The organism is Nitrospira sp. CR1.1, assembly GCA_014055465.1.
Lineage (GTDB): Bacteria > Nitrospirota > Nitrospiria > Nitrospirales > Nitrospiraceae > Nitrospira_A.
The window spans coordinates 45,796-70,025 of record WIAF01000001.1 but is presented as its reverse complement, the minus strand read 5'-3'; the positions used below and the strand labels follow the sequence as shown (position 1 = coordinate 70,025).

The window sequence follows — 24,230 nt, the reverse complement described above, 5'->3', positions numbered from 1 at the left end:
GAATACGGAAAGGAGAACGGAAGATGGGAGAGAAGCAGGTGATCGCGGTGGTCGGCGCGACCGGGATGCAAGGTGGTGGGTTGGTGCGGGCGATACTGGCCGATTCTGCCAGTGGTCTGACGGCGCGCGCGTTGACTAGGGATGTCCATTCGGACAAGGCCAAAGAACTTGCCCGGCTCGGCGCGGAAGTGGTGGCCGCTGATGTGCATGACGTGGACAGTATGAAAGAAGCCTTTGCGGGAGCGACCGGCGCGTTTTGCGTCACGTTTTTCTGGGCGCATGGGTCTCCCGAAAAGGAGTATGCCGAAGCCGAAGCTATGGCCAAGGCCGCCAAGGCGGCGGGGGTGCGGCATGTGATCTGGTCTACCCTCGAAGACACACGTCGATGGGTTCCGGTTTCCGACAACCGGATGCCGACGCTACTGGGAAAATATAAGGTGCCGCACTTCGATGCCAAGGGCGAAGCGGATCAACTGTTCAAACAGCTCGGTGTGCCCACCACCTTTCTGCTCACGTCCTTTTACTGGGACAATCTCATTTACTTCGGTATGGGGCCAAAGCCAGGCCCGGACGGGACGCTCGCATTGACCCTCCCCATGGGCGAGGCCAGATTGCCCGGGATTGCGGCGGACGATATCGGGAAGTGCGCGTTGGGAATTTTCAAGAAGCGGGACGCCTATCTCGGCAAAACCGTCGGCATCGCCGGCGAGCACCTCACGGGCGCACAAATGGCCGACGCCTTGAGCAAAGCGCTTGGGCGCGAGGTGCGGTATAACGCCGTGCCGCCGGAGGTCTACCGGACGTTCGGGTTTCCGGGAGCGGACGAGCTGGCCAATATGTTTCAGTTTAAGCGCGACTTCAATGCCGTCTTTTGCACAGCCCGCGAACCGGCGATGGCTCGGGCGCTCAATGGCGGATTGCAGACCTTTGCCCAGTGGCTGGAGGCGAACAAGGCACGCATCCCCCTTTCCTAGCGGAAGGGTGGTGCCAGGCCGGACGCCTAGTGCTGAGGCTTTTGCTTGGAAAGTTGGCAGGAAGATGTGAACGGATTGCACCGCAGCCGGTGTATCTTGATCGTCCGCAACTTCTCCGGTCCTGCCGTGATCCGTGGCTCCTGAGGACGCTCTCCGTTACCGAGCGTCGGAAACGAGGCCAGAGTCGTCAGGATACAGATGGACAGAACGGCCAACACCCACACGAAGTAGAGTGAGTAACGCATGGCCTATTCGTAACACATTGCGTCGAGTAGTCAACGGAATGATCGTTTTTCGTCGTCTGTGTCTGTTGTGGTCTGGTTCGTGGCCGTTGTGATCCATATGATTCCGTAGTTGGTTTCAGCGATTGTGGTGAGCATGGCAAGGGCGCAGACTGACCGCCGCGGTTCATCGGTGCCATATCCACCCTATTGATTGGAGAAGGAGGATGCCTATGAAACAAGGGTCCATCGTTGTCCTGGTGTTGCTGCTGGCGATGTTCGGTCTTGGCGCTCCCGGTTGGGCGGGTGAAATGAAAGCCAAGATGGAAGAAATGAAGGGTGACACCAAGGCCAAGGTCGAGGAACTGAAGGGGGAGGCGAAAGCCGCGGTGGAAGAGGCCAAGGGCAATAAGGTGCAGGCGGAAGTGGAGCGCGCCAAGGGAAAAGGGAATGCGGCCGTGGAGAAGGCCAAGGGTAAGGTCAAGGAACTAAACGCGAAGACCGAGTAACCCGTTTGCTCGCAAAAGGCGAAAGAGACTTGCGCAAGGTCTGCTGTACCTGCGCAAGTCTCCTCTGCGAAGGTTCCCTCCCATCAATTCCAGTTTGACGGCATTGCGCAGACAGGCGGCTGCCGCTACAATCCCCTCGCCTGCCGTCCCCGGCGGGTGAAGTCTCACCGACAGGCGAATGCCTCATGCTCCTCTCCTTTGTGATTCTGTACCTTGCCTGCTCGGTCGGTGTTGGGCTGTATGCGGCGACTCGTGTCCATAACACCAAGGATTTTGCCGTCGCCGGCCGGTCCCTTCCTCTGCCGGTGGTAACGGCCACGGTGTTTGCGACCTGGTTCGGAGCGGAGACGGTCCTCGGCATCTCCGCCACCTTCGTCAAGGACGGGCTTCGAGCGGTCGTCGCCGATCCGTTTGGATCGAGCCTCTGCCTGATTTTAGCCGGATTATGGTTTGCCCGCCGACTTTACCGGTTGAACCTCCTCACGATCGGAGACTTTTACCGCTTGCGGTACAACCGCGCGATCGAGGTGCTGTGCACCCTGTGCATCGTCGCCTCGTATCTCGGGTGGGTGTCGGCGCAGATCAAGGCGCTGGGCCTGGTGTTCAACGTGGTGACGGACGGAGCCATGAGCCAGTCTTCCGGCATGGTGCTGGGCGCGCTCATCGTCCTGACATACACGGCATTCGGCGGGATGTTCTCCGTGGCGATTCTCGACTTCGTGCAGATCACCATCATCATGGGAGGCATGCTCTACATCGGGTCCGTGATCAGCGGGCTGGCAGGCGGAGTGGGGACGGTGGTTACTCACGCGGCGGCGGCGGGGAAGTTGGATTTTTTCCCGCCGCCGCGGATCGAGATGTGGATTCCGTTCGTTGGCGCCTGGGTCACCATGATGTTCGGATCGATCCCTCAGCAGGACGTGTTTCAGCGGATCACCTCGGCGCGGGATGAAGGCACGGCGGTGCGTGGATCGGTCCTCGGCGGAACGCTGTATTTCTTCTTCGCATTTGTGCCGATGTTTCTGGCCTATTCGGCGACGCTGATCGACCCCGCGCAGGTGGCGGATTTGCTGGAGCGGGATTCCCAACTCATTCTCCCGACCCTGATCGTGCAGCATACGCCGATTGCCGCGCAGATCATTTTTTTCGGCGCCTTGCTGTCGGCGATCATGAGTTGTTCGTCGGCCACGTTGCTCGCGCCGTCCGTGGCCTTCAGTGAGAATATCGTCAAGAGCCTGCTGCCCACCATCGGCGATCGCGGGCTGCTGGCAGTGATGCGGACGGTGTTGGTCGGGTTTGCCATGCTCGTATTGCTGTTTGCCCTCAATTCGGAAGCCAGTATTTTTAAAATGGTGGAGAGTGCATACAAGGTGACTTTGGTGGCGGCGTTTGTCCCTCTCTCGGCCGGCCTGTATTGGCCACGTGCGTCGACACAAGGCGCGATGTTCGCCATTGTTGCCGGGCTGGCGACCTGGCTGGCGTTAGAAGGGACTGGCACGCCGGATCAGGTCTGGCCGCCGCAGCTGGTCGGCGTCCTGGCAGCGGCTGGTGGCATGGTGGTCGGATCGCTGTTGCCACAGTGGATAATGCCCCCGGCGACCCTCGATGCGCCGGGCGGACACCCGTCTCACCGCATTCCGGTGGAGTCTCGTACCGGGACTCGTCCATCGCGCTAGGCGGGGGAGACGGAGTGCAAAATCTCACGCACCAGACGGATCAAGTCTTCAGGAGAGAACGGCTTTTGTAAAAAGGCCGTCGGTCCCTGAGTCTCGCTGCCTGTGACCGGCAGGTTGTCGCTGTACCCCGACATGTAGAGGACTTTCAAATCGGCGAAGTGGCTTCGCAACCGCATGGCGAGCTCCTTGCCGTTCATGCCCGGCATCACCAGATCGGTAATCAACAAATCGATGTGCAGCGTATTGCGCCGGATGAGGTCCATCGCCTGAAAGGCGTCTTCCGCTTCATGTACGGTATACCCATGGGTGCGGAGAATATGCTGTGTCAGCAAACGGACCGAAGGTTCATCTTCCACGAGGAGGATGATCTCCGTCCCGGTTTTGTGATCTGGTTCGACAGGCGCGGGCGGCAGGGCGATGTGCGGGGGGACGACTTCCGGAAGAAAGACGGTCATCGTGGTGCCTTGGCCTACGGTGCTGTCGACGGAAATCGTGCCGCCGCTTTGGTGCACGATACCGTAGACCGTGGAGAGGCCAAGGCCGGTTCCCCGTCCGGGCGGTTTGGTGGTGAAGAAGGGTTCGAAGATTTTGGCCTTCGTGGCCGGGTCGATGCCGGTTCCCGTGTCGTGCACACGCAGCCGGACATAGGTACGAACGGTGCGCGAGTCGTGGCCTGGTCCCCAGACCTCGTGGGGAAGCACCTGGCAGGTATCAATGGTCAAGGTGCCGCCGTGGGGCATTGCGTCGCGGGCGTTGACGGCCAGGTTGAGCAACACCTGTTCGAGTTGCACGGCGTCGGCCTTGACCCATCGCGGACTGGGGTCGAGCTGTAAGACGATCATGACGTGTTCGCCGATCAAACTCTTCAGGAGCGCCATGAGATCGCGGATCACCCGATGCAGATCCAATGTGACCGGATGCAGCATCTGCTTGCGGCTGAAGGCCAACAGTTGGCCCGTGAGTGCCGCGCAGCGTTCGCCCGCCCGCTGAATTTCCTGCACGAAATACCGGGCTGAAGAGTTCTGGCTCAGTTCCTGGAGCAGGACTGCGCTGTAGCCGAGAATCACGGTCATGACATTGTTGAAGTCGTGCGCCACGCCTCCGGCCAATCGGCCGACCGCTTCCATTTTTTGCGCCTGGCGCAACTGGTCTTCCAGTTCGCGAGCATCCGTAATATCCTCCGTGATCCCGCTTAGACTATCGACTTCGCCCGTGGCGGTGCGATGAATGACCATCCGATCATGGATCCACCGGATCTTTCCGTCGGGCCGGACGATGCGATACTGCAATTGCACATCGCGTCCCGTCGGACGGGTCAATTCCGCATCGTACACTTCTGTCACGGCCCGTTGATCGTCCGGGTGTACGCAATCCCGCCAGAGTTTGGGATTCTCGTAGAACCGCGCGGCCGGCAATCCCCAGATCCGCTCGAAGGCCGGGTTCACATACAGGACTTGAGGCGGCTGCGCCTGCGCGAACCACACGCCCTGGTTGAGATGGTCGGTGAGGTGATTGAACCGCTTTTCGCTGGAGAGCCGGGCCCCTTCGGTTCGCCGGTGTTCCTGGACTTCTTCCTGCAATCTGGTATTGGCCCGGGCCAGGTCGGCGGTACGGTTGGCGATACGCTGCTCGAGGTCGCTCTGGGCCGTTCTCAATTGCTCCTCAATCACACGGCGCTCGTGAATCTCTTTGGTGATGTCCCGGTTCAGCCGCTCCACCGCTTCCGTGCGTGCCGTGAGCGACTCCACCAGACCAAGTTTTTCCAACTGCAGGCGCATGGAGGACAGCAGCACGTGGTTGAAGGTCCAGGACGAGTGGATCGTCGCAAGGAGAAACAGCAGCCCCATCAGTCCCATGATCACATGAAACTCATGGCCGCTGAGGAAAAGGTACGCGATCATGGGGAGGGTCACGGGCAGCGCGTAGCACAGAAACAACGGAAAGGAGACCGATAGAACGGAGACCGCCCCCGCGGTCATGCCGCCCAAGACGAACAACTGGACCAGTTCGTAAGGCAGCGGAATTTCGGGCGTGAGAAAATAGACGCTGCTACCCCACCCAACGCCCGCCAGGGTGGTGGTCACCAACATCCAGCGGTGCCAGTCGGCGCTGCTCCAGGCTGAAGGAGCCGTATGGCGATATCGGTAAATCAGGAGCGCTCGCACACCGGCAATTACCCAGAGGATGGTGACCCAGACAAGCAGCGGCGTGTGTGGAACGACGGACCACTCTACCGCGGCGAGAATCGCCGCATTGACGGCACTCGCCAACACCCCGGTCGGCATATTGCGGTAGAGCACGTGAACTTGCTGGGCGTGAAGGTCTGGCGTTGAATCGGACTGAGGCGGGCGATCCATGGAAAGGCCTCGCTCGAAAACAGAGTCACTGCGCACAAACAAGCGGGGAAACGGTTAGGAGATCGGTCTGCATCGTGAGTGATGGTACTCTACCACGATCAAGGAACAGTGGAGCATCAAAAATTCACGCGAAGATTGAGCGATCCGACATGTAAGGTGGTGCGGTATGTGCCGTTCACGGTCGGATTGATATTGCCCGCGACGGTTCTCGATTCATACAAAATAGCCTGGTACGCGAGATCGATCCCGAGCCCTTTCGGGCTGAGCGTTTTGCCCGATCCTCCACAAGGGATCATGCCGAGAAATCGTCCGTTGTCTCGGCACATGAATCCGATGCCAGTAGACACCGCGTGGTTATCGCCATCGGGGATAGCAGGGTTGAAGGTTTGGTCAGGAATCGCTTTCTGGGAATGCCAGTATCCGGCGCGCAAGGCGACGTCCCAATCCGGAAGCGGCGCGGGGTTCAGCCATTTGTGTTCCGTCCCGATCATCACCGTGTAGCCGCTGATCCAATTGGCAGGGGTCGCGACGGTAAGGCCGTTCGACAAGTGGGTGTCCAGATTGCGGACCGATTTCCAGCCGGTATAGTCCACATCCAATTCCAGTTTCCATTCCCGCTCTTTGTTGCGAACAGGCCAGAGTGCGATGCCGCCGGTGAGCACTTGCGGGACGACAAAGGTCGTGCGCGCATCCGCGACGCGTGTGCCCCCGGCGAGCAACTGGCCGTCGAGATGCAGCGTGGCCTGGCTGCGATAGATGAAGCCGATATTGACGAGCGGCCGGCCATCTTCATTTCGCAGCGGGGTATACAGCAGGCTGGCATTGAAGCCAGCGGCCGTGTCTCGTCCATTCAATTCCATGCCCGTGCCGGCTGGAATGCCGAGCCCTCCGGGCCAACGGAACTGACGTTCGACTTGTCCTTCTCCGAAGGCTCCCGAAAAGGTGTAGACATCCGCTCCCAATCCGATGGCTAGATCCGGGAGCGGTCTGAAGGCGATGGAAGGACGAATATCGATCAACTCAAAGGCAGCCTTCGTGGTGGCTGTAGAAAAGGGGCTGCTGTCCGGCCAGCGGGTCAAGGTGCCGAACGGGCTGAAGACGGCCAGGCCGACCGCAAGGCTGTCCGAAGAGCCGATGCCCAGGTCTTTGAGGTTGGCTGTCATGTACAGGTTGGACGGTGGCGGCACCGCCACGCTGCCGCGGAGGTCTCCGTTGGCCTGCGTGCCTGCGGCGTTCTGAAAGGAGAAACCGCCGGCGATGAGCGTGGTGCCGGCTGAGAGTTGCACGCCGCGCAGCTGAGTCATACCAGCCGGATTGTAATAGCCGGCGGAGGCATCATCGGCTTGAGCCGTGAAGGCGGAGGCCTGGCCGGTTGCCGAGGCGCTGTGGTCGTAGATGCGGAAACTTCCGGCGAAAACCGAAGCTGGACCAATGGTCGTCAAGGCGGCGAAGAGCGCACCGCAAGCCAGGAGCGGCCGAGTGGCCGTGCGACCGGTCCGGGGTCGAGCCAACCCCTTCCCGCGCATGGGCGGCAGGCCGGTCGTGGATGAAAGAAGGGCAGTGAAGAGACGCTTCATGCTCACCGGTCATGCCTCGTGTGAAAATCTAGCAGGCTGGTTAACGCACAATTTCGACAGCCCAAGACGCAGCCTTGCTTGAGATCGCAGATACAATCAGAAACGCTCGCAGGGTGGTCAAGAAGGCCGTCCAGCAAGGCCGCAGCGAGCGAAGAGGTGAAGCGTACGCTGACCGTACGTTGAGCCTCTGAGCGATGCGAGAACGCGGCTGGCAGACTTTTTCGGCACCCTGCTAGGTACAAGATCGTAACCAGCCAGGCTTGTGCGGCTCATCTAAGAGAAGGCAGGGGATTTTGTCAAGCAGGACCTGGCCGGCTGAGAGGCGGCGGCCGCGACGCATGTGCTTTCATACGCGGGATCGCGTATGCTCGGCGGCATGGGGATCCGGCGGTGATGTCCGCGAGGCGGTGGTGCCTGCGCGGGCTTGTGATGTTGGCAGGCATGGCACTCCTCGCCGCGGGGAGCGCCGTGGCCTATGGACTGTACCTTTCCGCCAGCCTCGCGTTGCCGACGGGTGATGAACATCCTCCCCGCCTCATCTACGGGGCGCCGTTTCTGCTGAAACCCGAACTGGATATTGCCTCCTCGCACCTGATCGAGCGCTTGACCCGGTTGGGCTATCAGGCCGTCGAGACGGCCGTCCGCGCGCCGGGAGAGTATCGCGTCACCCCTGCCGAGATCGATATCTATCTGCACGAATTTTCCGATTTGCATCTGCGGCCGATCCCGGCGCGGTTGGTCTTGGAACAGGGACGCGTGGCGCGGGTGTTGTCCATCCACACGGGCGACGAACTCTTTCCCGCCTATCTGGAGCCGCAGTTGATTAGCGGATTACGTGGCGCGTCGCGGCAGGTGCGGGAATGGGTGTCGTATGACGATCTCTCACCGCGCTTTCTCGATATTCTGCTGGCCATCGAAGACCGGAGATTTTTCAGCCATCCCGGCATCGATCCGATTGCCGTCGGTCGGGCGGTGTGGACAAATGTGACGCGCGGCACGGTGATTCAAGGCGGCAGCACCATCACCCAGCAGTTGGCCAAAAACTTGTTTTACTCTCCGCAACGCACGTTCGGACGGAAGCTGAAGGAATCGATCGCCGCCCTGGTGTTGGAGGCGAAATACCGGAAACAGGCCATTTTGGAAAGTTACGCCAACGAAATTTATCTCGGTCAGGTCGGCTCCGTGTCGATCTACGGCGTCGGTCAGGCGGCCCACCGGTATTTCGGCAAACGGGTGGATACCCTCAGCCTGGAAGAAGCGGCCTTGTTGGTGGGCATGATCAAGGGACCGAATACCTATTCGCCATTGAGAAATCCCGACTTGGCCAAGCAGCGTCGCGATATCGTGCTGGGCCGCCTGCATGAGCAGGGGCTGATCAATGACGAGGTGTGGGCCAGGGCCGTCACGACGCCGGTTCAGGTCATGCCGCCGCAGGACACCTTGGCTGATGCGCCGTTTTTTGTCGATTATCTGTTGCGGCAGGTGGAGGAGGCCACCGGCGCGCCGCTGTCGGATGGTGTGCGAGCCTATACGACTCTTGATCCGGTGCTGCAACGACTGGCCACCCAGACGCTGGACAGCGAACTCACCAGGCTGGAAACGGCCTATCCGGCATTGAAGGGGCATCCCACTGCTGTGCAGGGCGCCCTCGTGGCGATTGACCCCAAAACCGGCGGCATCCTGGCGATGGTCGGGAGCCGCGACTACCGCGCCAGCCAATTCAACCGGGCGGTGCAGGCGAAGCGTCAGCCCGGTTCGCTCTTCAAGCCGCTGGTGTATCTCGCGGCGTTGGAAGCCCGTCGCGAACTGACCGGAGGACAACCGGTGACAGCGGCCACCTCGATCGTCGATGAATCGGTCACGTTTGAATCAGCCGCCGGCCGATGGACGCCCCAGAATTTCGATCATAAATTTCACGGGACGGTATCCCTGCGAACGGCGTTGGAACAATCGTTGAATATTCCGGCGGTCAAGATCGCGCAGCTTGTGGGCACGAAACGAATTCTCCACCTGGCGGAGAAACTGGGGATCCGGAGTCCCCTGGCCGACAATCTGTCCATCGCGCTCGGCACCTCCGGCGTGTCTCTTTTGGAGATGACCGCGGCATTCGGCGTCCTCGCTCATGAGGGGATCAGCATGGCCCCCACGGCGCTGCAGGCGGTGATGACGCCGGAAGGAGATCCGGCCTGGCATCACACGCCGGCGAGGCATCAGGCGGTGTCGCCTCAAGCGGCGTATGTCATAACGTCGTTACTCAAAGGCGTGGTGGAACGGGGCACTGCGGCGAAGGCCAAGGGGATGGGCCTGCGCGGAATTGTGGCAGGGAAGACAGGAACAACGGATGGCTATCGCGACGCCTGGTTTATCGGATATACGCCGGATGTGGTGGTGGGGGTCTGGGTGGGATTCGATGATGAGGAGTCCTTGCACCTGACCGGGGCGCAAGCGGCATTGCCGATGTGGGTGGAGTTTGTGCGCCAGATTTTGCCGGCCGCACCGCGCGATTTTGTCATGCCGCCGGCCGTGATCACACGCGACATCGATCCGCAGTCCCTGCAGTTGGCGACCTCGAAATGTCCGCAACGTTCAACGGAGTTCTTTATCGAAGGGACGGAGCCGTCGGTGTACTGCGAAGTGCATGGAAGCGGAATCTGGGAGCGGGTGAAGCGTAGTTTTGGTTTTTTCTAGGTGTCCTCAAAAAGCTGGTGTAGGCTCGGCTCATGTTGAGATGGTTGTCCGGTTCATCCGCCACTGCCTGCGACAAGGAGCTCCCGATGATGAAGAAGCCCGGCTTTGTAGAAAGCGATAATATTACCCTGCTGGCCAAAGGGGTGTTGCTCAGAGGGGAAATCCATGTGGAAGGCACGGTGCGCATTGACGGCCGGCTGGAGGGTGATTTGCAGACCAGCGGGACCGTGGTGATCGGCGAAGACGGAGTCGTGCAGGGCACCATCACGGCCGGCACCATTGTCTGCAGCGGAAAGATTAAAGCCACGGTACGGGCCACGGAGCGCATTCAATTGCTGAAGACCGGACTCCTCGTCGGCGAGGTGCACGCGCCGGCATTCTCCATGGAGGACGGAGCGAAATTTCAGGGTCTGTCGGATATGGGCGTGACGTCGTGGGGCGATGACGCGCAAAAACTTCCCGGCAACGTGCGGGATATTGCCTCGCAACGTCCCAAGGCAGTCGCCCTGGTTGGTGAAAACGCCTGAACGGCGTCTCTTCCCGATCTCAGGCCGCCGGATCCGGCGGGCCTTCCACCGCATCCCCTCTTCCCACGGCGCAGCGATAGTCCTCGGTGCGCGCATGACGATCGCAGAACCGGCGCGTGACATCACGGGCCGGTTCTGTTATCAACGGCTCTGGCACAATCATGTTTCTCTCGGTATGAATCGACGGCAGATTTTTGCAGCCTGCTTCTTCGGCGTCTTCCTGGCCCTGCTGTATCAGATAGGCCTGATGTTCCGCCCTTTCGTGTTTCCGGTCCTGTGGGCGGTGATTCTGGCGCATCTCTGCTTTCCGCTCCATGCTCGGTTGACGGCCTGGCTCGGCGGGAAGGAGGCGCATTCCGCCGTGCTCCTGACGCTGGCCGCGCTGGCCTTGGTCGTAGTGCCGTTGATCGTCCTCAGCGTGATGTTGGTCAAGGAGGCCGGATCCGCGGAACAGGCGGTGCGGGAGTGGATTGCCTCCGGAGGCGTCCAGCAGCTGCCGGACCGCCTCTCGGGACTTCCCGGCGGAGCGATCGCGCGCGAGTGGCTGGAACGATTCACCGGACAGGAAAGCGACCTGGAGCAGTTTTTGTTGTCGAGTGCCAAGACGTTCAGCAGGTTTATCGTGGCTGAATTGAGCGATCTCGTGCGGGATGTGTTCATGCTGGTCGCCGATTTTCTGGTCATGGTGTTTACCCTGTTCTTTTTCTTTAAAGACGGCCGGCATTGGCTCGAGTCGCTGTACGGTCTGATTCCGCTCGAAGCCTCGCATAAGGACAAGATTCTCGTCCGCCTGGACCAAACCATTCGTGCCGTGGTGAAGGGGATTGTGCTGACGGCAGTCGCGCAGGGACTGCTTGCCGGGGCAGCCTATGCTGTGCTGGGCGTGCCCTTTCCCATGGTGTTGATGGCCCTGACCATCCTCTTAGCTCCGTTGCCGTTCGGCGGCACCGCGCTCATCTGGGGGCCGGTGGCCGGCTACCTTCTGTGGTCCGGGACGGTGGGAAAGGGGGTAGTGATGTTAGCGTGGGGAATCGGCGTGGTGTCGACCATCGACCAGATTCTCAAGCCGCTGTTCATCGGCCAGGGCGCGCAGATCCCCGTGCTGTTGTTGACCTTCAGCGTGCTCGGCGGCCTGGCGGCGTATGGCATTCTCGGTCTGTTTCTCGGGCCGATTCTGGTCGGCCTGTTCCTGACCGCGCTGCAGATTTACCGCGACGAATACCAGTTGCCGCTCGCCGCGCCCTCCGTGAAGCGGTGACCCGCCTCCATTGCCGATTCCGTCAGTCGAGTGGAATCGTGATCGTCATGCCCCCCATCACATCATTGAGGGCGAAGTCCCGTTTGGGGCTCAAGGGATGACTATTGTGGCATTTGACGCAGGCGGCTGAAATCGCGCGATCCGAGTAAATGGCTTGAAAGAATTGTTTGCGGCCGCTGGTCACAATGCCGCTGAAGGGCCGATCCGGCGTCTGCGCGAAACTTTCGAGCGCCCGGCGCTCCAAATCCGTGGCCGGCGCGTTGCGTTGATAAATCGGCCAGAGGCTGATGAGGCGGTAGCGGATGCCGCGGCCGGATTCAGCGACCAGCTTGCCCGAGTGTTGCAGGAATTGCGCGGGCAGCGGCAGCGCATTCTCATGCTCCCAATGTTCCGCAGCGGAGACGATGCCTTTCGCCTGCATGCGGTTGACGACCTGGTTGGTGTAGATCGTCCGGTCGGCATCGAGGACAGCATGGACGAAATCTGCGACCCTCTCCGGAGCGATGCCTGCCGGCGGCGTGAGATCCTTTGCCTGCAATGAAGAGGCGGAGACACAGGCCAAAAACGCTGCAGGCCACAATGCCCATGATCTGAAGCGTGTCAGGATGAGACGCATGGCTCCTCCTTTCGTACCGCAGTCTTATCTGCCGGCAGCGTGATGACGCAGGTGGTGCCTTGAGCCTCGGGGCTTTCCAGGCGGATCTCGCCGCCGAACTTCTTGATCAAGCGTTGCGCGACGGTCAGTCCCAGGCCTGATCCTTCGCCTTGCCCCTTGGTCGTATAAAACGGATCGAAGACCTTGCCGAGGTGTTGCTTCGGGATGCCGGGTCCGTTGTCACGGATTTTGATCGTGATCAGGTCGTCCTGCTCTTCCGTGGTCAGCCACAAATTGCCCTGACCGTTCATCGCCTGAATGGCATTGGTGAGCACGTTGATGAAGGCCAGCCGGAGCTGGTCGGGGAGCGCCGTCACGGGGGAAACAGGCACATAATGTTTCTGGACGTTGAGGCCAAGGCATTCGTGCGACGTTTGCACGATGGCCAGCGCCTGTTCCAGTTGAGCGGTCACATCGACAGGTATCCGTTGGCTCTTCGATTCGCGCGTGGCCACTCCCGTGAAGTCGCGTATGATGGCCGCCATCTTCCGCCCATGGCCGACGATGTCCTGCGCGTACCCTTTGGCGCGGGCCAGATCCCCTTCTTCCTGGATCGCTTCTCCGAGGCCGAGAATGCCGAACAACGGATTATTGAGTTCGTGGCCGATGCCGGCCGTCAGTACGTCGAGACTGCCAGATTTTTCGGCCTGAATGAGCTGGTCCTGCAACCGGCTCTCATCGGTGGTGTCCCGGAGGACGAGGCCGAATCGTTTTCCCGCGCCGCTGCGGCTCTCCAGCGGGAACCACTCATATTGATACAGATGATCTCCAATGCGGAGCTCCCGCCGTGGTGAGGACGATGCGGGGCCGAGGGTCTGATTGAGCGGATCGCGCGCCTGCTTCGGCAAGGAATCGTGGTCGTGGCGGGGCGGTGTCGGGGACATGCCGTCCTCCGCGCGGCTTAGGTCTTGCCGCAGAGCCTGGCGGTGCTCCTCGTCGATGGGCAGGAGGTCGAACAGCGGGCGCGACGACCAGGTATCTCCCTGCACGGCTTCGCGCGAAGCCTTGTTCATGTATTGGACCAGCCCTTGCTGATCCACCATGATGATGGGAGTCGGGACGGCATCAAGAACCTGGTCGGTGGCTTTTTGGAGATACTGTACTTCCTGCGTTTTTTCTTCGACTTGGGTATTCAATCCGGCAAAGGAGGCTTCCAATTGCTTGTGCATGCGGTTGAATTCGACCGCCAGCTCTTCCAATTCATCACCCGTGTGAATCTGAATCGGCTCCTGGAGTTCTCCGCGGCCGATGAGGCGCGCCGCCTCCTGTAACCGGCGGACCGGCGTCACAATCCGGCTGGCGGCAAAATACCCCAGCGTGGCGAGCAGGCAGAGTGCAATCGATGCCAGGATCATCATCCACGTCATCAGATGTCGGATCGGCGCGAAGAGTTCGTCGGATGACTGCCACACGAAGGTATGCCAGGCGCCATTCTCCAGAGAGCCGTTTGTCGCGCGGCTGGTTTCGGGAAGTAGCGCGAATCCGATAATGGCGGTTCCTTGCCCTCCGTGCCCGTCGCTGTCGGCTGTCACCCAGCCCGGTTCTCGCCCCGTCACCTCCGGAATCAGCGACGGGTCGGACAGTTGAACGCCCGTTGGAAGAATAGGACAGCTCAGAACGATTCCCCGGCTGTCGATCAACATCACATGGCCGGTGCGTCCGAACCGGATGGGGTGGGTGGAGGGAGAAAAGAACTCCTTGGCATCAAGGACCCGATGCAGCACACCGACCACTTCGTAGCGAAGGCTATCCATAATCGGGATGGAGATGCTGAAGACATAGGTGTTGGCCTGGGTATCGAAGTGCAGGTCCTCGATATACAGCTGGCCGACCCCTTTATTGTAGGCGCCAGTCCACCAGAGATTGTCCGTATGCGAGAAACTGGGCGTCGTGGTAAGCGCGGCAAACAAATTACCCTGCACGTCTGTGATGAAGAGCTTCCTGGTGGCGGCGCGAACGACCTGAGGCAAGAGCAGATCCGACTCGTGTTGGGCCCCCGCGTAAAAGTCCCGTAGCAGGAGGGCGGTGCGATTTTCCGTGATGGCTTTAATCGCAATCGGATCCCGCTCGGCCCACCGCGTCCGTTGTTGAGTCACCGCCGCGGCGGACCGCGCCGTATCGGCGGTCTGCAGCAGATCTCGGTGGTGCTCCAGTTGGCGGATGATTTCCGGGTGAGCGGCGATGCGCGACGTTCTCGCGACTTCCTCGGCGACGAGCAAGTCCAGTTTGCGGGCTGTTTCCGTGGCCAGAGCCTGGAAGCTCTCGCCGCTGACCACTTGGATTTCCTTGGAGCCCTGGAGGAAGGCCAGTCCGAGGCCGAGGAGCAGGGGCACGACGCCGACCAGCAGCATCGAAACAATGAGCTTGCGTTTCAGCCCCCATCCAAGCGGGTTGGAGAAGGGGCGCCAGGTGGTCATCATAGGGGCGCGCATGATGTCGTCGGTTGCACTTGTGGAAATTCGATTCGGAAGGTGGTGCCGACACCAACGTCGCTTTCGACGCACACGTGCCCTTCCATTTTCGAAATCACCGACATCACATTGTACAATCCCAGCCCCGTGCCTTTCCCGGGGGGTTTCGTGGTGTACAGCGGCTCAAAGATTTTCGAGAAGACCTCCTTCGGAATCCCGCACCCCGTGTCGCTCACCGACGCGCTGACTTGTCCGTCCGGTCCGACGCGCGTCTGGAGCGTCAATGTCCCGCGGTGCTGAATGGCTTGCACGGCGTTGGTAATGAGGTTGACGAACACATGGAGCAGTTCGTCGGGGTTTCCCAGGACTGATGCGTCTTCGGCATACCGTTTCACGACCGTAATATCCTGCAGTGTCACGGCATAGCGGGCGATTCTCAGCGCTTCGTCCAATTTGGTGTTGAGATTGACCCTGACATCCTCGCCCGTCCCGTTGCGTCTTGCGTACCGGGTCAGGTCGCGGCAGATGGCGCTGGTGCGTTTCACGGCCTCGGTGATGTCGCGCGCCTGTTCGTGCACGACGGTCAAATCCTGCTCGTCCGTCAGATTTTCCGCAAGACCGAGGATGAGCTGCAGCGGGTTGTTGATGTCATGCGCAATACCGGCGGCAAAGGAGCCCAGCCCGGCCAGTTTATCGGCCTGAAACAGTTCAGCTTCCAGTTTTGACTGGTGTTGAACGAGTTTCCATAACAACCGCGTGGTGGGGCCGCTCAACACTTCGGCGCCGGGACGTTTCATGGCCAGAATGAACGGCGCCATGGCCACATCCCCGGTCACGTCCATAATGAGATTAATGCCATGACTCCTGATGAGATCGGGAATGTGTTCCTCTACCGGCACATTCAAGTCGCGCGCTCGTTGGAGTCCGGGAGCGGCCGGGTCCTTGTCCGCAATACCCACGATCTCCACCTCGGGAATTTGATGGAGGAGTTCCAGCAGCGCGGTCCCGCCTCTTCCTGCGCCGATGATGGCAATCCTTGTGCTGTTGGGTGTCATGCCTTACTCCGGGTGGAACCGGGAACATCCATGTGTAGCGGCACGTCGCCGTCGGGGAGGTGCTCAGCCCTCCCCGACGAGAGTGGTGGAGACGAATGTGGCAACAGCCCCTCGTTAAAGTTGCGCCAGTTCCCGTTGCTCCATCGCCCTGGCCACGGCGGTGCGAAGTTTTTCCCCTTCCACCGGTTTCACCAGGTAATCGACCACGCCGCTGCGCAGGAAAGACGTGGCCATGTCGGTGTCGGGAAAACCCGTCAGGACAACAATCGGGACGCGCGGCCATTCCTGCTGGAAGTAGGCAATGGCTTCAACGCCATTGATTTTCGGCATACGGATGTCACAGATCAACACGTCCAGCAGCAGCCGGTTTTCTCCGGTATTGATCGCTTCAATGGCCTTTTCTCCGTTCTCCGCTTCGATGACCTCGTACCCGGCTTTCTGCAGCGTCATCCGGACGACTTTGCGAATGTCCGGTTCATCATCCACGACGAGCACGCGGCCATTGCAAGCGGTGTCACTCATGAAAAATCCCGATTTGAATTCTCCCATGATCTCCTCCTTGGTGGTGTGTCAAGGTTCCGATTCTGTTCGCTGCTTGATCATGCGGTACAGCAACAGGTGTGCCTCGAAGCAGATGTGAAAGAATCGCCATATTTCAGCCTGTTAGCGATTACCATCCGGAGAGGGACGACAGGGCTGGTGGTTGGGATCCACCAGCCCTGGTGAAATGCACCACCGGTACGCTCTCATGTCGGAAGGTATGAATGTGGATGAAGAATGATAGGTTTGCTGGAGCAGAAGGCCGCCTGGTATCCGCCCCATTCGCGCGAGGGGCGTTATGTAGCCGGAGGATTGCCGGAGAAGTGTCAATTTTGGCCACCCCTGAGATGCTGCGGAGTCACGACGTACTCGCCGCCCATAGCCGGTCCCCAAATCTTTTCGGCCGTGGCCTTGTCTCCGACGATAACAATGAACCCCATTCCTCCGGCCTGCCGGTGAAATTGCCATCTGTGGGGGGCTGGACGCATTTCCAACGAACGGCCAGCAGCCGGTCAGATTGCCTTCGGCTTCCCGGATGCGTTATTCTGCCTCCAGATGATTACCGCTGAAGCCGTGACTACCTATATCCGTCAAGTGTTTCCCGATGCCGCCGTCACCGTGATCGACAAGACCGGCACGCAGGACCATTTGATCGTGCGAGTGACCTCGACGGGTTTTGCCGGGAAAAATCTCCTGGACCGGCATCGCATGGTGTATCAGGCACTAGCCGGTCCGATGAAAGACGGGCGTATCCATGCGTTGGAGATTACGGCCACGACACCGGATGAAGTGAAATAATAAGGGGGACCAGATGGCTGACCCGATTGAAGAAGAAATTCAACGAGAAATCACCTCCAACAAGATTTTGATCTACGGCAAGGGTACCAAATCCATGCCCATGTGCGGGTTCACCAGGGAGACGATGCACTTTTTTGAGAAGTATGGGTATCCCTATGAACTCATCGATGTCTTGTCTCAGCCGGCCAAACGCGAGGCATTGACCAAGCTGACGAATTGGCCGACCCTGCCAAAGGTGTTCATCGACGGGCAGTTTTACGGCGACACGGATATCCTGGACCCGATGGAAGCGAAGGGCGAGGTGATGCCGTTGCTGAAGAAGGCCTTCGGCGCCGAGTCTTAGGCGGTGGTGCAGTTCGATTCCCCACGTTGATGGCTCCTCGCCGGCGTTCTTCCGGTTCTCTCCCAACAGAAGACGCCTTGTCTGTTGGGGGATGAGCCGCGTGAGTCGATGCGTTTCCTATAAATTCTTGCGAGACCGCTTCCTGGCCGATAGGATCCTCTGCATCACGCATGGGTGATGATTATTCAGCGAAGAGTCCGCTCTGCGTCGATCTTGATGGCACGCTCATCAAGACCGATTTGTTGTGGGAATCACTGCTGGCGCTTCTCAAGCAGAATCCGCTCTCGATCGTCCTGCTTCCCTTCTGGTTGCTCAAAGGCAAAGCCCATTTTAAGCATGAAATCGCCCGCCGGGTGACGCTGGATGTCTCCACATTGCCCTATCACCCGGATCTGATCGAATTTCTTACCGAGGAAAGACGGTTCGGGAGGAAACTTGTGCTCGCGACGGCGAGTCATGTGAGTTTTGCGCAGGCCGTGGCCGCTCACCTTGGTTTATTCGAGGAGCGGGTGTTCGGGAGTGATGCGTCGATCAATCTCAAGGGCGCGCGCAAGGTGGCGCTCCTGGTCGAGCGGTATGGATCTCGCCGGTTTGCCTATGCAGGAAACTCCACAGCGGACTTGCCGGTGTGGGCCGAAGCCAATGAAGCGATCGTCGTCAACGCGTCTGCCGGTTTAGCGAGCCGTGCGCAAGCGCTTGCCCCGGTCAGCCGGGTCTTCAGTCAACCGGTGCAATGGCTGAAGCAGGTTGCCAAAGCCTTACGCGTGCATCAATGGGCCAAAAATGTGTTGGTGTTTATCCCGGTCGTCGCTTCCCATCAACTGACGAATCGTACATTGATGATTCAGGCCTTGTTGGCGTTCCTCTCCTTCAGTCTCTCCGCTTCCGCCGTCTATATCGTCAACGATTGCCTGGATCTTGCTTCCGATCGCCGGCATCCCCGAAAAAAGTCTCGGCCGTTTGCCTCCGGCAGCCTGTCCATTCCATTCGGACTACTCCTGGCTGCGGGCTGCCTCGTGGTAGGCGTCGCATTGGCCTTCGCGCTGCCCCGTGTATTTCTCGTAGTGCTGACGGGATACCTCGTGATGACCACCGCCTATTCCTTTTACTTGAAGCAGTTCGTGTTGCTGGATGTGATTGTGTTGGCTCAGCTCTATACGGTGCGGGTGTATGGCGGCGGGGCTGCGACTGAGGTGGTTCCATCCCATTGGTTGTTGACGTTTTCGTTGTTTCTCTTCCTCAGTCTCGCCCTGGTCAAACGGTTTACCGAGTTGCGTCTCACGAGCCAGACAGAGGGAACGGAAGTGCATGGACGAGGGTATTGGGTGACGGATCTGGAGCATATCTCCAGCATTGGCACAGCAAGCGGATTGATCGCGGTGTTGGTGTTAGCCTTGTATATCAGCAGCAAAGAGGTGTTGCTGCTGTATTCCCAGGCGGAGGTGCTGTGGCTGGTGTGTCCCGTGATGCTGTACTGGATCAGCCGGGTCTGGATGCTGGCGTACCGGAATCGAATGGATGATGACCCGGTCGTGTTCGCGGTAAAAGATCCGAAAAGTTATGTCATGGCAGCCCTCATCTGCGCCATTCTTTTCCTCGCCAAGTGAGTCGGAACATATTAAATACCCCATCCGCCGCTGAGATGCAGATTTGCGCCGTTGACGTAACGCGCGTCCTCGCTAAGCAGGAATCTGACCGCAGCAACCGTGTCCTCCACGCTTCCGACATATCCCGCCGGGATCCGTTTGACCACTCCTGCCAGTTCTTCCGGGGGCGCACTGCCTGAATCGATGAAGCCGGGTGAAATCGCGTTGACCGTAATGCCATAGGGGGCGAGCAGCTTTGCCAGGGTGCGGGTCAGGATCAATACCCCGGCCTTGGCGATGTAATGTCCCGTCACCTCCGGCTGGGCCACCATCTGATCGGCGTTGGCCATGCTGAAATTGATGATCCGTCCATGTTTCCGCGTTTTCATGCCCGGCGCCACCGCTTGCCCGAGATAAAAAATCGGGTGCAGATTTCCATCGAACATTTCGCGCCACCCTTCTGTGGTTTCGTCAAAAAGGTTCACGCGATGGTAAGGGCCGGCGCCGTTAATCAACGCGTCGATGCGGCCCCATTTCGCCTCCACCTGTGCGACCAACTGCTTGGACGCTGCCGGGTCGGACACATCGCATTGCAGGGCGAGGGCTTGGCCGCCGCGTGCCACGATGGCGGCGCTGGTCTCCTCTGCGGCAGCGGCGCTGGTGCGGTAACACAGGGTGATGGACCACTGTTGCGCGGCAAGGTCGAGGGCGATGGCGCGGCCGATGCCTTTGGCTCCGCCGGTGATGAGTGCAACTGGGTTCGACATAGGTCTCCTTCTACGTCCGGCGTTCGCGCAGGCGCTTTGCGAGCAGCTCCAGTGTTCCCGCCGTTCTGGTTGAATAGACTCGCTCCTTTTTGGGGCGTTTCTTATCCGCCATGCAGTCATCGATCAAACTTTGGAGATCCTCCAGGGTGTCGATATCGTTCCATGGCGGAAGGAGCGCGGTCTTCAGCCCTTCCGTGGCAGCTTGCTGTTGAGTGAGCGCTAGGACCTGATCTGTCGACCAGGGAATAGTTTCGAACAGGGCAGGGTGAGGCCTGGTCATACCGATCAGGTAGTACCCGCCGTCCTGGGCAGGCCCCAGGACCAGATCATGCCGGGCGAGCGAGGCGAAGGCGTCGCGATAGTGCGTGAGCGGCAGCGACGGGACGTCGGTTCCCACGAGGCAGATGTGCTGATAGCCGCGGGCGAAGAGCTGGTCGAAGCTGTGCCGCATGCGGGCGCCGAGATCGTCGCCTTTCTGAGCCAGGAGCGTCACCCCATGGCGCGCTTCCATGATTCTGAAAAATACGTGCGCGCTCGACGGGGCGCAGGCCAGAAAACGATCGAACTTGAGCTTGAATGTGCCGGCAGCGGCTTTGGTGCGTTCCAGGGTGTCGAGCACAAAGCTTCCGTGCAGCGTGGCGGCTTCGTCTTCGGTCAAGGCAGGGCAGAGTCTGGTTTTCACCTGTCCCGGGACCGGCGCTTTGGCGAAGATCACCAGGGCTGCCGACGCGGACTGTTTACGGTCAGGGGGGTGGGGGCTCATTGATTCATCTCACCATGCTGTAAAAATGTTGAAGTCGATGCGGGCTGACTCCGATCCAGTACAGGAAGCGAAGGGTCCACATCAACAAAATTGTGCGAAGAGGACCCTGCTGCTCCCATCGACGGAAGGCGGTCACAACCTGATCCGGCAAGGAGGCCAGTTGTCCGGCTCGTTTGAGCCGCCGCGTAAATTCGATATCTTCCATCAGAGGGATGTCCGCAAATCCTCCCATCTTCTCGAAAACTGCGCGTCGGACAAAGATGGCCTGGTCCCCGGTGGCGATCCCGCTCCAGCGCGAGCGCAGGTTCATCAGCCTGCCGATAATGCGGGCCGGCAGGCGTGTGGAGTCGAAGCGGACATCGAATCGCCCGCCGACGCAGGTTTCATTAGACAGGGCGATGAGGATGGCCTGTTGAGCGTTCGACGGAAGACGAGTATCCGCATGCAGAAACAGCAGGACATCGCGCCCGCTGGCGGCCGCGCCCGTATTCAGTTGCCGCGCTCGGCCGTGTGGGGCCGTCAATAACCGCATAGAACCGGCCGAGGGGGCAAGAGGAATACCTATTCGATCCGCAAACGACCGGGCGATGGCACAGGTGTCATCAGAACTTCCACCATCGACGATGATCAACTCGTCAAACCCCAAGGAATGGGTGTGGGAAAGTGTCCGATCGAGGCCACGGGCTTCGTTCAGAACTGGAATGATGACGGCAATCGTCATCGAGGTTAGAAGTCGGGAGTTCTGGTCAGGGCCGTCTGCGGCCATTCAGGCAGTCGGTTTGGGGTCCTTGAACATGAAATACATGACCACGGCGACGGTGGACCAGAACACCACCTGCTTATGCCAGAACAAGACTTCGCCGTAGTGAAAAAAGGCCAAACTGATTAGGACCGATCCTGCCATCAGGGAATAGCGGACGGTCGGGTTTTCCACCACCGCGTTTGACCAGACGGCGATGCCGCTGAAGTAAATCAAGAGCGGGACGACGTTAATTTCGAATCCGCCGCTAATGGAGAGAAACACGTCCAGGAAGCCGATGAACATCAAGGCCGTGCCGATCATCATCCCGAAGACGTGCGCCTGGCGATCAGTTGTGCTCTCGTCGTCCGGGCGATGCGGGGGTGGCCAGGACGGACGGGTGGAGGGATCTGGGAGGTCGCTGGGAGGTGCCATGTTCAGGCCTTAAAATGTTTGCTGAGGGTAAGGGCTTGTCGTTGGTATGACGAGCCAAGCGCCGTTCCATACACTTGCGAAGGGACCGTGAGCATTCGATCATACACTACTTTGAAGAAGGTTTGCCCATCATGAATGAGGAATGGCACATCGTGCGGGCGGACTTCCAGCACGACCTGCGTGCCGCGCATCGTCCCGTCGCCATACCCGAAGCCTGGGTCGAAGAATCCCGCATAGTGCGTGCGTAGCTCGCCGCAGGCCGCCTCGTACGCCACCATTTCGGCGGCATAGCCGGACGGGACGCGGATCCGTTCCTTGGAGGCCAGGATATAAAACTCTTCCGGCTCCAACAGCAGACTGTCATGGCGATGCCGTTTTAACGGTTCCCAGAAATCCTGGGCCGCATAGTGACCAATTTTAGCCAGGTCGATGACATGGCTGTTTTTTTTCGCCCGATACCCGATCACCGCATCTTCGTGTGCGCTGCCGGTGAGATCAATTCGCAAGAAGAGCCCTCGCTCTGTGCGGAACTCCTTAGGCGGGAGCGGCTTCGGGGAGGACGCATTGCGAAAAAGCAGTGGATCGGCCGCGTGCAATTTCTGGAGGGCCGTATCCGATACCGTCGCGTCCCCGCGCACGAAACGGATTTGATTGAGCGAGTCACCGGTGCGCACTTTAATGGCGAATGACCGGGGGACCACTTCCAGGTAGAGCGGACCTTTGTAGCCTGCCCGGATCTCATCAAAGCCGGCGTTCAGGTCGGTGACGACACGGGTGAAGACGTCCAAGCGTCCCGTCGTGCTTTTCGGGTTGGCGCGGGCACGGAGCGTCGCCGGCAATTCGAGATGCTCCAAGAGCGGCACCAGATAGACATGGCCCTTTTCCAGAATGGCGCCCTGGGTCAGGTCCATTTCATACATCACGAGATCGGATTGATAAAAGTCGAGGACGTTGAGGCGGCTGCTGATGGCCGACAATTCCGGTAGGAAGCTGCTGATGAGCCGGTAGGCTTTTCTCCCCAGCCGCAAGTCGAGGCTGGCCGGTTGGATTTGCCGGTCTTCGATCGGGGCATCAGACTTGATGGCGCCACGGGCGATCAACTGGGTAATGTGCTGGTAAGGCAGAATGCCCTTCGATGACCCGGCACGTCTCACAGATGCTCACCCCCTCCGTCACATCCGTTGCCGGCAGTGACCCAGGAAGGGTGGGCGCCAACCATCGGTAACTCGCGTCCTTGAGGCGAGCCTGGCTGAGGATAGTGATATGTGTTGTTTTCGTAGTTTCTCAGCACGGCGCCATCTTCATCCAGATTAACGAGATATTCTCCGGGAAGCAGAGGAATTTTTCCGCCGCCGCCGGGGGCATCGATCACAAAGTGAGGGACAGCCATACCGCTGGTGTGGCCTTGCAAGGCCTTGATGATCTTGAGCCCTGTTTCGACCGAGGTCCGGAAATGATTGGTTCCCTTGGTCAAGTCCGCCTGATACAAATAATAGGGTTTGACGCGCGCCAGTAGGAGCTGGTGCATCAGCCGTTTCATGGTTTCGGGATCGTCGTTAACCCCCTTCAGTAACACAGTCTGTGCTCCCAGGGGAACCCCGGCATCGGCCAGCATGCCGCACGCGCGCTTCACTTCCGGCGTCAGTTCATCCGGATGGTTGAAGTGCAGGTTCATATAAAACGGATGATACCTTTTGATGATTTCGCAGAGTTTCGGCGTGATCCGCTCGGGTAAGCTGCCCGGTACCCGAGTGCCGATCCGGATTATTTCCAAGTGAGGAATGGTGCGGAGTGACTTGAGGATCCGTTCCAAGAGATGGTCCGGCAGTAACAACGGATCTCCGCCGGACAGGATCACATCCCGCACTTCCTGATGTTCGCGCAGATAGGCGATGGCCCGATCGAGCTCGCCTTTCTTGAGGAAGCCCGGTTTGCCGACCAGCCGTTTTCTGGTACAGAATCGGCAATAGATCGGGCACTGGTTGGTGACCATCAGGAGCACTCGATCGGGATACCGGTGGACCAGATGGGGCACGGGGCTCATCAGGTCTTCTTCGAGCGGATCATCCTCCGCGTCGGCATCGGCCATTTCGGCGCGATCGGGCACGACCTGCTTCCAGATCGCGTCGCCTTTTTCTTTGATGGTGGCCAGCACGGTCGGCGTAATGCGCATGGGGTAGTCCCCCACGATGTCTTCGATCTCCTTGGCGTCGACACCGAGCCGTTCGGCCAGATCTTTTGGCTTTACCACGCTCTGAGCCAGGATGCGTTTCCAATCCTCCACGTGTCTATCCTTTCGCTGATGCCGTTCCAATCGGCCAAGCCGTACCGGCCGGCGCCTCTCTCCGGCA

The 24,230-nt window shown here is 59.6% G+C and carries 21 protein-coding genes; 9 read left to right on the top strand and 12 right to left on the bottom strand.

Translation table 11 applies throughout. The annotated features are described in order from the left end of the window. Positions 1-23: 23 nt before the first annotated feature. The 3 genes from GDA65_00300 to GDA65_00290 all read left to right on the top strand — a co-directional run bounded on the left by GDA65_00300 (position 24) and on the right by GDA65_00290 (position 3,380). A complete protein-coding gene (locus tag GDA65_00300) occupies positions 24-974 on the top strand; it encodes an NAD(P)H-binding protein (GenBank protein ID MBA5861136.1) in 951 nt (316 codons plus the stop codon). Between the two features lie 454 nt (positions 975-1,428). Further along, positions 1,429-1,704 carry a hypothetical protein gene (locus tag GDA65_00295; GenBank protein MBA5861135.1) on the top strand — a complete coding sequence of 92 codons (276 nt, stop codon included), beginning with the start codon at positions 1,429-1,431 and terminating at the stop codon, positions 1,702-1,704. 185 nt (positions 1,705-1,889) lie between these two features. Next, on the top strand, positions 1,890-3,380 hold the full coding sequence (locus GDA65_00290; protein MBA5861134.1) for a sodium:solute symporter: 1,491 nt from the start codon (positions 1,890-1,892) through the stop codon (positions 3,378-3,380). Here the strand turns inward: GDA65_00290 and GDA65_00285 are convergent. Continuing rightward, positions 3,377-5,737, bottom strand: coding sequence for a response regulator (locus GDA65_00285; protein ID MBA5861133.1), 2,361 nt, complete (start codon positions 5,735-5,737; stop codon positions 3,377-3,379). The genes GDA65_00290 and GDA65_00285 overlap by 4 nt on opposite strands. A gap of 116 nt (positions 5,738-5,853) precedes the next feature. Then, complete coding sequence (locus GDA65_00280; GenBank protein ID MBA5861132.1) at positions 5,854-7,179, bottom strand: long-chain fatty acid transporter; 1,326 nt, start codon at positions 7,177-7,179, stop codon at positions 5,854-5,856. A 525-nt stretch (positions 7,180-7,704) separates the two neighbouring features. Between GDA65_00280 and GDA65_00275 the strand changes: the two genes are divergently transcribed. From GDA65_00275 to GDA65_00265, 3 genes are read left to right on the top strand one after another with little or no spacing between them, the layout of a single operon-like run. Further along, positions 7,705-10,002 carry a PBP1A family penicillin-binding protein gene (locus GDA65_00275; protein MBA5861131.1) on the top strand — a complete coding sequence of 766 codons (2,298 nt, stop codon included), beginning with the start codon at positions 7,705-7,707 and terminating at the stop codon, positions 10,000-10,002. A 32-nt stretch (positions 10,003-10,034) separates the two neighbouring features. Beyond that, complete coding sequence (locus GDA65_00270) at positions 10,035-10,529, top strand: hypothetical protein (protein ID MBA5861130.1); 495 nt, start codon at positions 10,035-10,037, stop codon at positions 10,527-10,529. Continuing rightward, the gene (locus GDA65_00265; GenBank protein ID MBA5861129.1) at positions 10,444-11,787 is read left to right on the top strand and encodes an AI-2E family transporter; all 1,344 of its coding nucleotides are present in this window, start codon (positions 10,444-10,446) and stop codon (positions 11,785-11,787) included. Before GDA65_00270 ends, GDA65_00265 begins: the two co-directional genes overlap by 86 nt. A 22-nt stretch (positions 11,788-11,809) precedes the next feature. Here GDA65_00265 and GDA65_00260 read toward each other — a convergent pair whose 3' ends face one another. The 4 genes from GDA65_00260 to GDA65_00245 all read right to left on the bottom strand — a co-directional run bounded on the left by GDA65_00260 (position 11,810) and on the right by GDA65_00245 (position 16,457). After that, a complete protein-coding gene (locus GDA65_00260) occupies positions 11,810-12,403 on the bottom strand; it encodes a DUF3365 domain-containing protein (GenBank protein MBA5861128.1) in 594 nt (197 codons plus the stop codon). Then, positions 12,388-14,874: a HAMP domain-containing protein gene (locus tag GDA65_00255; protein MBA5861127.1), complete on the bottom strand. Its 2,487-nt coding sequence runs from the start codon at positions 14,872-14,874 to the stop codon at positions 12,388-12,390. The genes GDA65_00260 and GDA65_00255 overlap by 16 nt, the downstream gene beginning before the upstream one ends. Next, positions 14,859-15,908, bottom strand: a complete 1,050-nt coding sequence (locus GDA65_00250) for a hypothetical protein (GenBank protein ID MBA5861126.1) — start codon at positions 15,906-15,908, stop codon at positions 14,859-14,861. The genes GDA65_00255 and GDA65_00250 overlap by 16 nt, the downstream gene beginning before the upstream one ends. Before the next feature lie 114 nt (positions 15,909-16,022). Continuing rightward, entirely contained in the window at positions 16,023-16,457 is a 435-nt protein-coding gene (locus GDA65_00245; GenBank protein MBA5861125.1) for a response regulator, read from the bottom strand. Between the two features lie 546 nt (positions 16,458-17,003). On the opposite strand from GDA65_00245, the gene GDA65_00240 reads away from it, so the two are divergent. From GDA65_00240 to GDA65_00230, 3 genes are all read left to right on the top strand, one after another. Then, the gene (locus GDA65_00240) at positions 17,004-17,246 is read left to right on the top strand and encodes a BolA/IbaG family iron-sulfur metabolism protein (protein ID MBA5861124.1); all 243 of its coding nucleotides are present in this window, start codon (positions 17,004-17,006) and stop codon (positions 17,244-17,246) included. 13 nt (positions 17,247-17,259) lie between these two features. After that, complete coding sequence (locus GDA65_00235; protein MBA5861123.1) at positions 17,260-17,589, top strand: glutaredoxin; 330 nt, start codon at positions 17,260-17,262, stop codon at positions 17,587-17,589. Positions 17,590-17,759: 170 nt separating this feature from the next. Next, positions 17,760-19,196, top strand: a complete 1,437-nt coding sequence (locus GDA65_00230; GenBank protein ID MBA5861122.1) for a UbiA family prenyltransferase — start codon at positions 17,760-17,762, stop codon at positions 19,194-19,196. An 11-nt stretch (positions 19,197-19,207) separates the two neighbouring features. On the opposite strand, the gene GDA65_00225 is transcribed toward GDA65_00230, so the two are convergent. Genes GDA65_00225 through GDA65_00200 form a run of 6 tightly spaced genes read right to left on the bottom strand, consistent with a single transcriptional unit; the run spans position 19,208 to position 24,163 of the window. Beyond that, positions 19,208-19,942 carry an SDR family oxidoreductase gene (locus tag GDA65_00225; protein MBA5861121.1) on the bottom strand — a complete coding sequence of 245 codons (735 nt, stop codon included), beginning with the start codon at positions 19,940-19,942 and terminating at the stop codon, positions 19,208-19,210. A gap of 10 nt (positions 19,943-19,952) precedes the next feature. Next, the gene (locus GDA65_00220; protein MBA5861120.1) at positions 19,953-20,705 is read right to left on the bottom strand and encodes a DUF2064 domain-containing protein; all 753 of its coding nucleotides are present in this window, start codon (positions 20,703-20,705) and stop codon (positions 19,953-19,955) included. 4 nt (positions 20,706-20,709) lie between these two features. After that, positions 20,710-21,471, bottom strand: a complete 762-nt coding sequence (locus GDA65_00215) for a glycosyltransferase (protein ID MBA5861119.1) — start codon at positions 21,469-21,471, stop codon at positions 20,710-20,712. Continuing rightward, positions 21,472-21,879: a hypothetical protein gene (locus tag GDA65_00210; protein ID MBA5861118.1), complete on the bottom strand. Its 408-nt coding sequence runs from the start codon at positions 21,877-21,879 to the stop codon at positions 21,472-21,474. A gap of 2 nt (positions 21,880-21,881) precedes the next feature. Further along, positions 21,882-23,033 carry a 2'-deoxycytidine 5'-triphosphate deaminase gene (locus GDA65_00205; GenBank protein MBA5861117.1) on the bottom strand — a complete coding sequence of 384 codons (1,152 nt, stop codon included), beginning with the start codon at positions 23,031-23,033 and terminating at the stop codon, positions 21,882-21,884. Next, entirely contained in the window at positions 23,030-24,163 is a 1,134-nt protein-coding gene (locus tag GDA65_00200; GenBank protein ID MBA5861116.1) for a KamA family radical SAM protein, read from the bottom strand. The genes GDA65_00205 and GDA65_00200 overlap by 4 nt, the downstream gene beginning before the upstream one ends. Positions 24,164-24,230: the final 67 nt, after the last annotated feature.

Coding starts and splice junctions, on each gene's coding strand:
- GDA65_00215 (MBA5861119.1), bottom strand. CDS start 21,471: ATGGCCGCAGACGGCCCTGACCAGAACTCCCGACTTCTAACCTCGATG.
- GDA65_00250 (MBA5861126.1), bottom strand. CDS start 15,908: ATGACACCCAACAGCACAAGGATTGCCATCATCGGCGCAGGAAGAGGC.
- GDA65_00300 (MBA5861136.1), top strand. CDS start 24: ATGGGAGAGAAGCAGGTGATCGCGGTGGTCGGCGCGACCGGGATGCAA.
- GDA65_00295 (MBA5861135.1), top strand. CDS start 1,429: ATGAAACAAGGGTCCATCGTTGTCCTGGTGTTGCTGCTGGCGATGTTC.
- GDA65_00285 (MBA5861133.1), bottom strand. CDS start 5,737: ATGGATCGCCCGCCTCAGTCCGATTCAACGCCAGACCTTCACGCCCAG.
- GDA65_00265 (MBA5861129.1), top strand. CDS start 10,444: ATGACGCGCAAAAACTTCCCGGCAACGTGCGGGATATTGCCTCGCAAC.
- GDA65_00245 (MBA5861125.1), bottom strand. CDS start 16,457: ATGGGAGAATTCAAATCGGGATTTTTCATGAGTGACACCGCTTGCAAT.
- GDA65_00240 (MBA5861124.1), top strand. CDS start 17,004: ATGATTACCGCTGAAGCCGTGACTACCTATATCCGTCAAGTGTTTCCC.
- GDA65_00260 (MBA5861128.1), bottom strand. CDS start 12,403: ATGCGTCTCATCCTGACACGCTTCAGATCATGGGCATTGTGGCCTGCA.
- GDA65_00235 (MBA5861123.1), top strand. CDS start 17,260: ATGGCTGACCCGATTGAAGAAGAAATTCAACGAGAAATCACCTCCAAC.
- GDA65_00270 (MBA5861130.1), top strand. CDS start 10,035: ATGTTGAGATGGTTGTCCGGTTCATCCGCCACTGCCTGCGACAAGGAG.
- GDA65_00225 (MBA5861121.1), bottom strand. CDS start 19,942: ATGTCGAACCCAGTTGCACTCATCACCGGCGGAGCCAAAGGCATCGGC.
- GDA65_00255 (MBA5861127.1), bottom strand. CDS start 14,874: ATGCGCGCCCCTATGATGACCACCTGGCGCCCCTTCTCCAACCCGCTT.
- GDA65_00290 (MBA5861134.1), top strand. CDS start 1,890: ATGCTCCTCTCCTTTGTGATTCTGTACCTTGCCTGCTCGGTCGGTGTT.
- GDA65_00230 (MBA5861122.1), top strand. CDS start 17,760: ATGGGTGATGATTATTCAGCGAAGAGTCCGCTCTGCGTCGATCTTGAT.
- GDA65_00210 (MBA5861118.1), bottom strand. CDS start 21,879: ATGGCACCTCCCAGCGACCTCCCAGATCCCTCCACCCGTCCGTCCTGG.
- GDA65_00220 (MBA5861120.1), bottom strand. CDS start 20,705: ATGAGCCCCCACCCCCCTGACCGTAAACAGTCCGCGTCGGCAGCCCTG.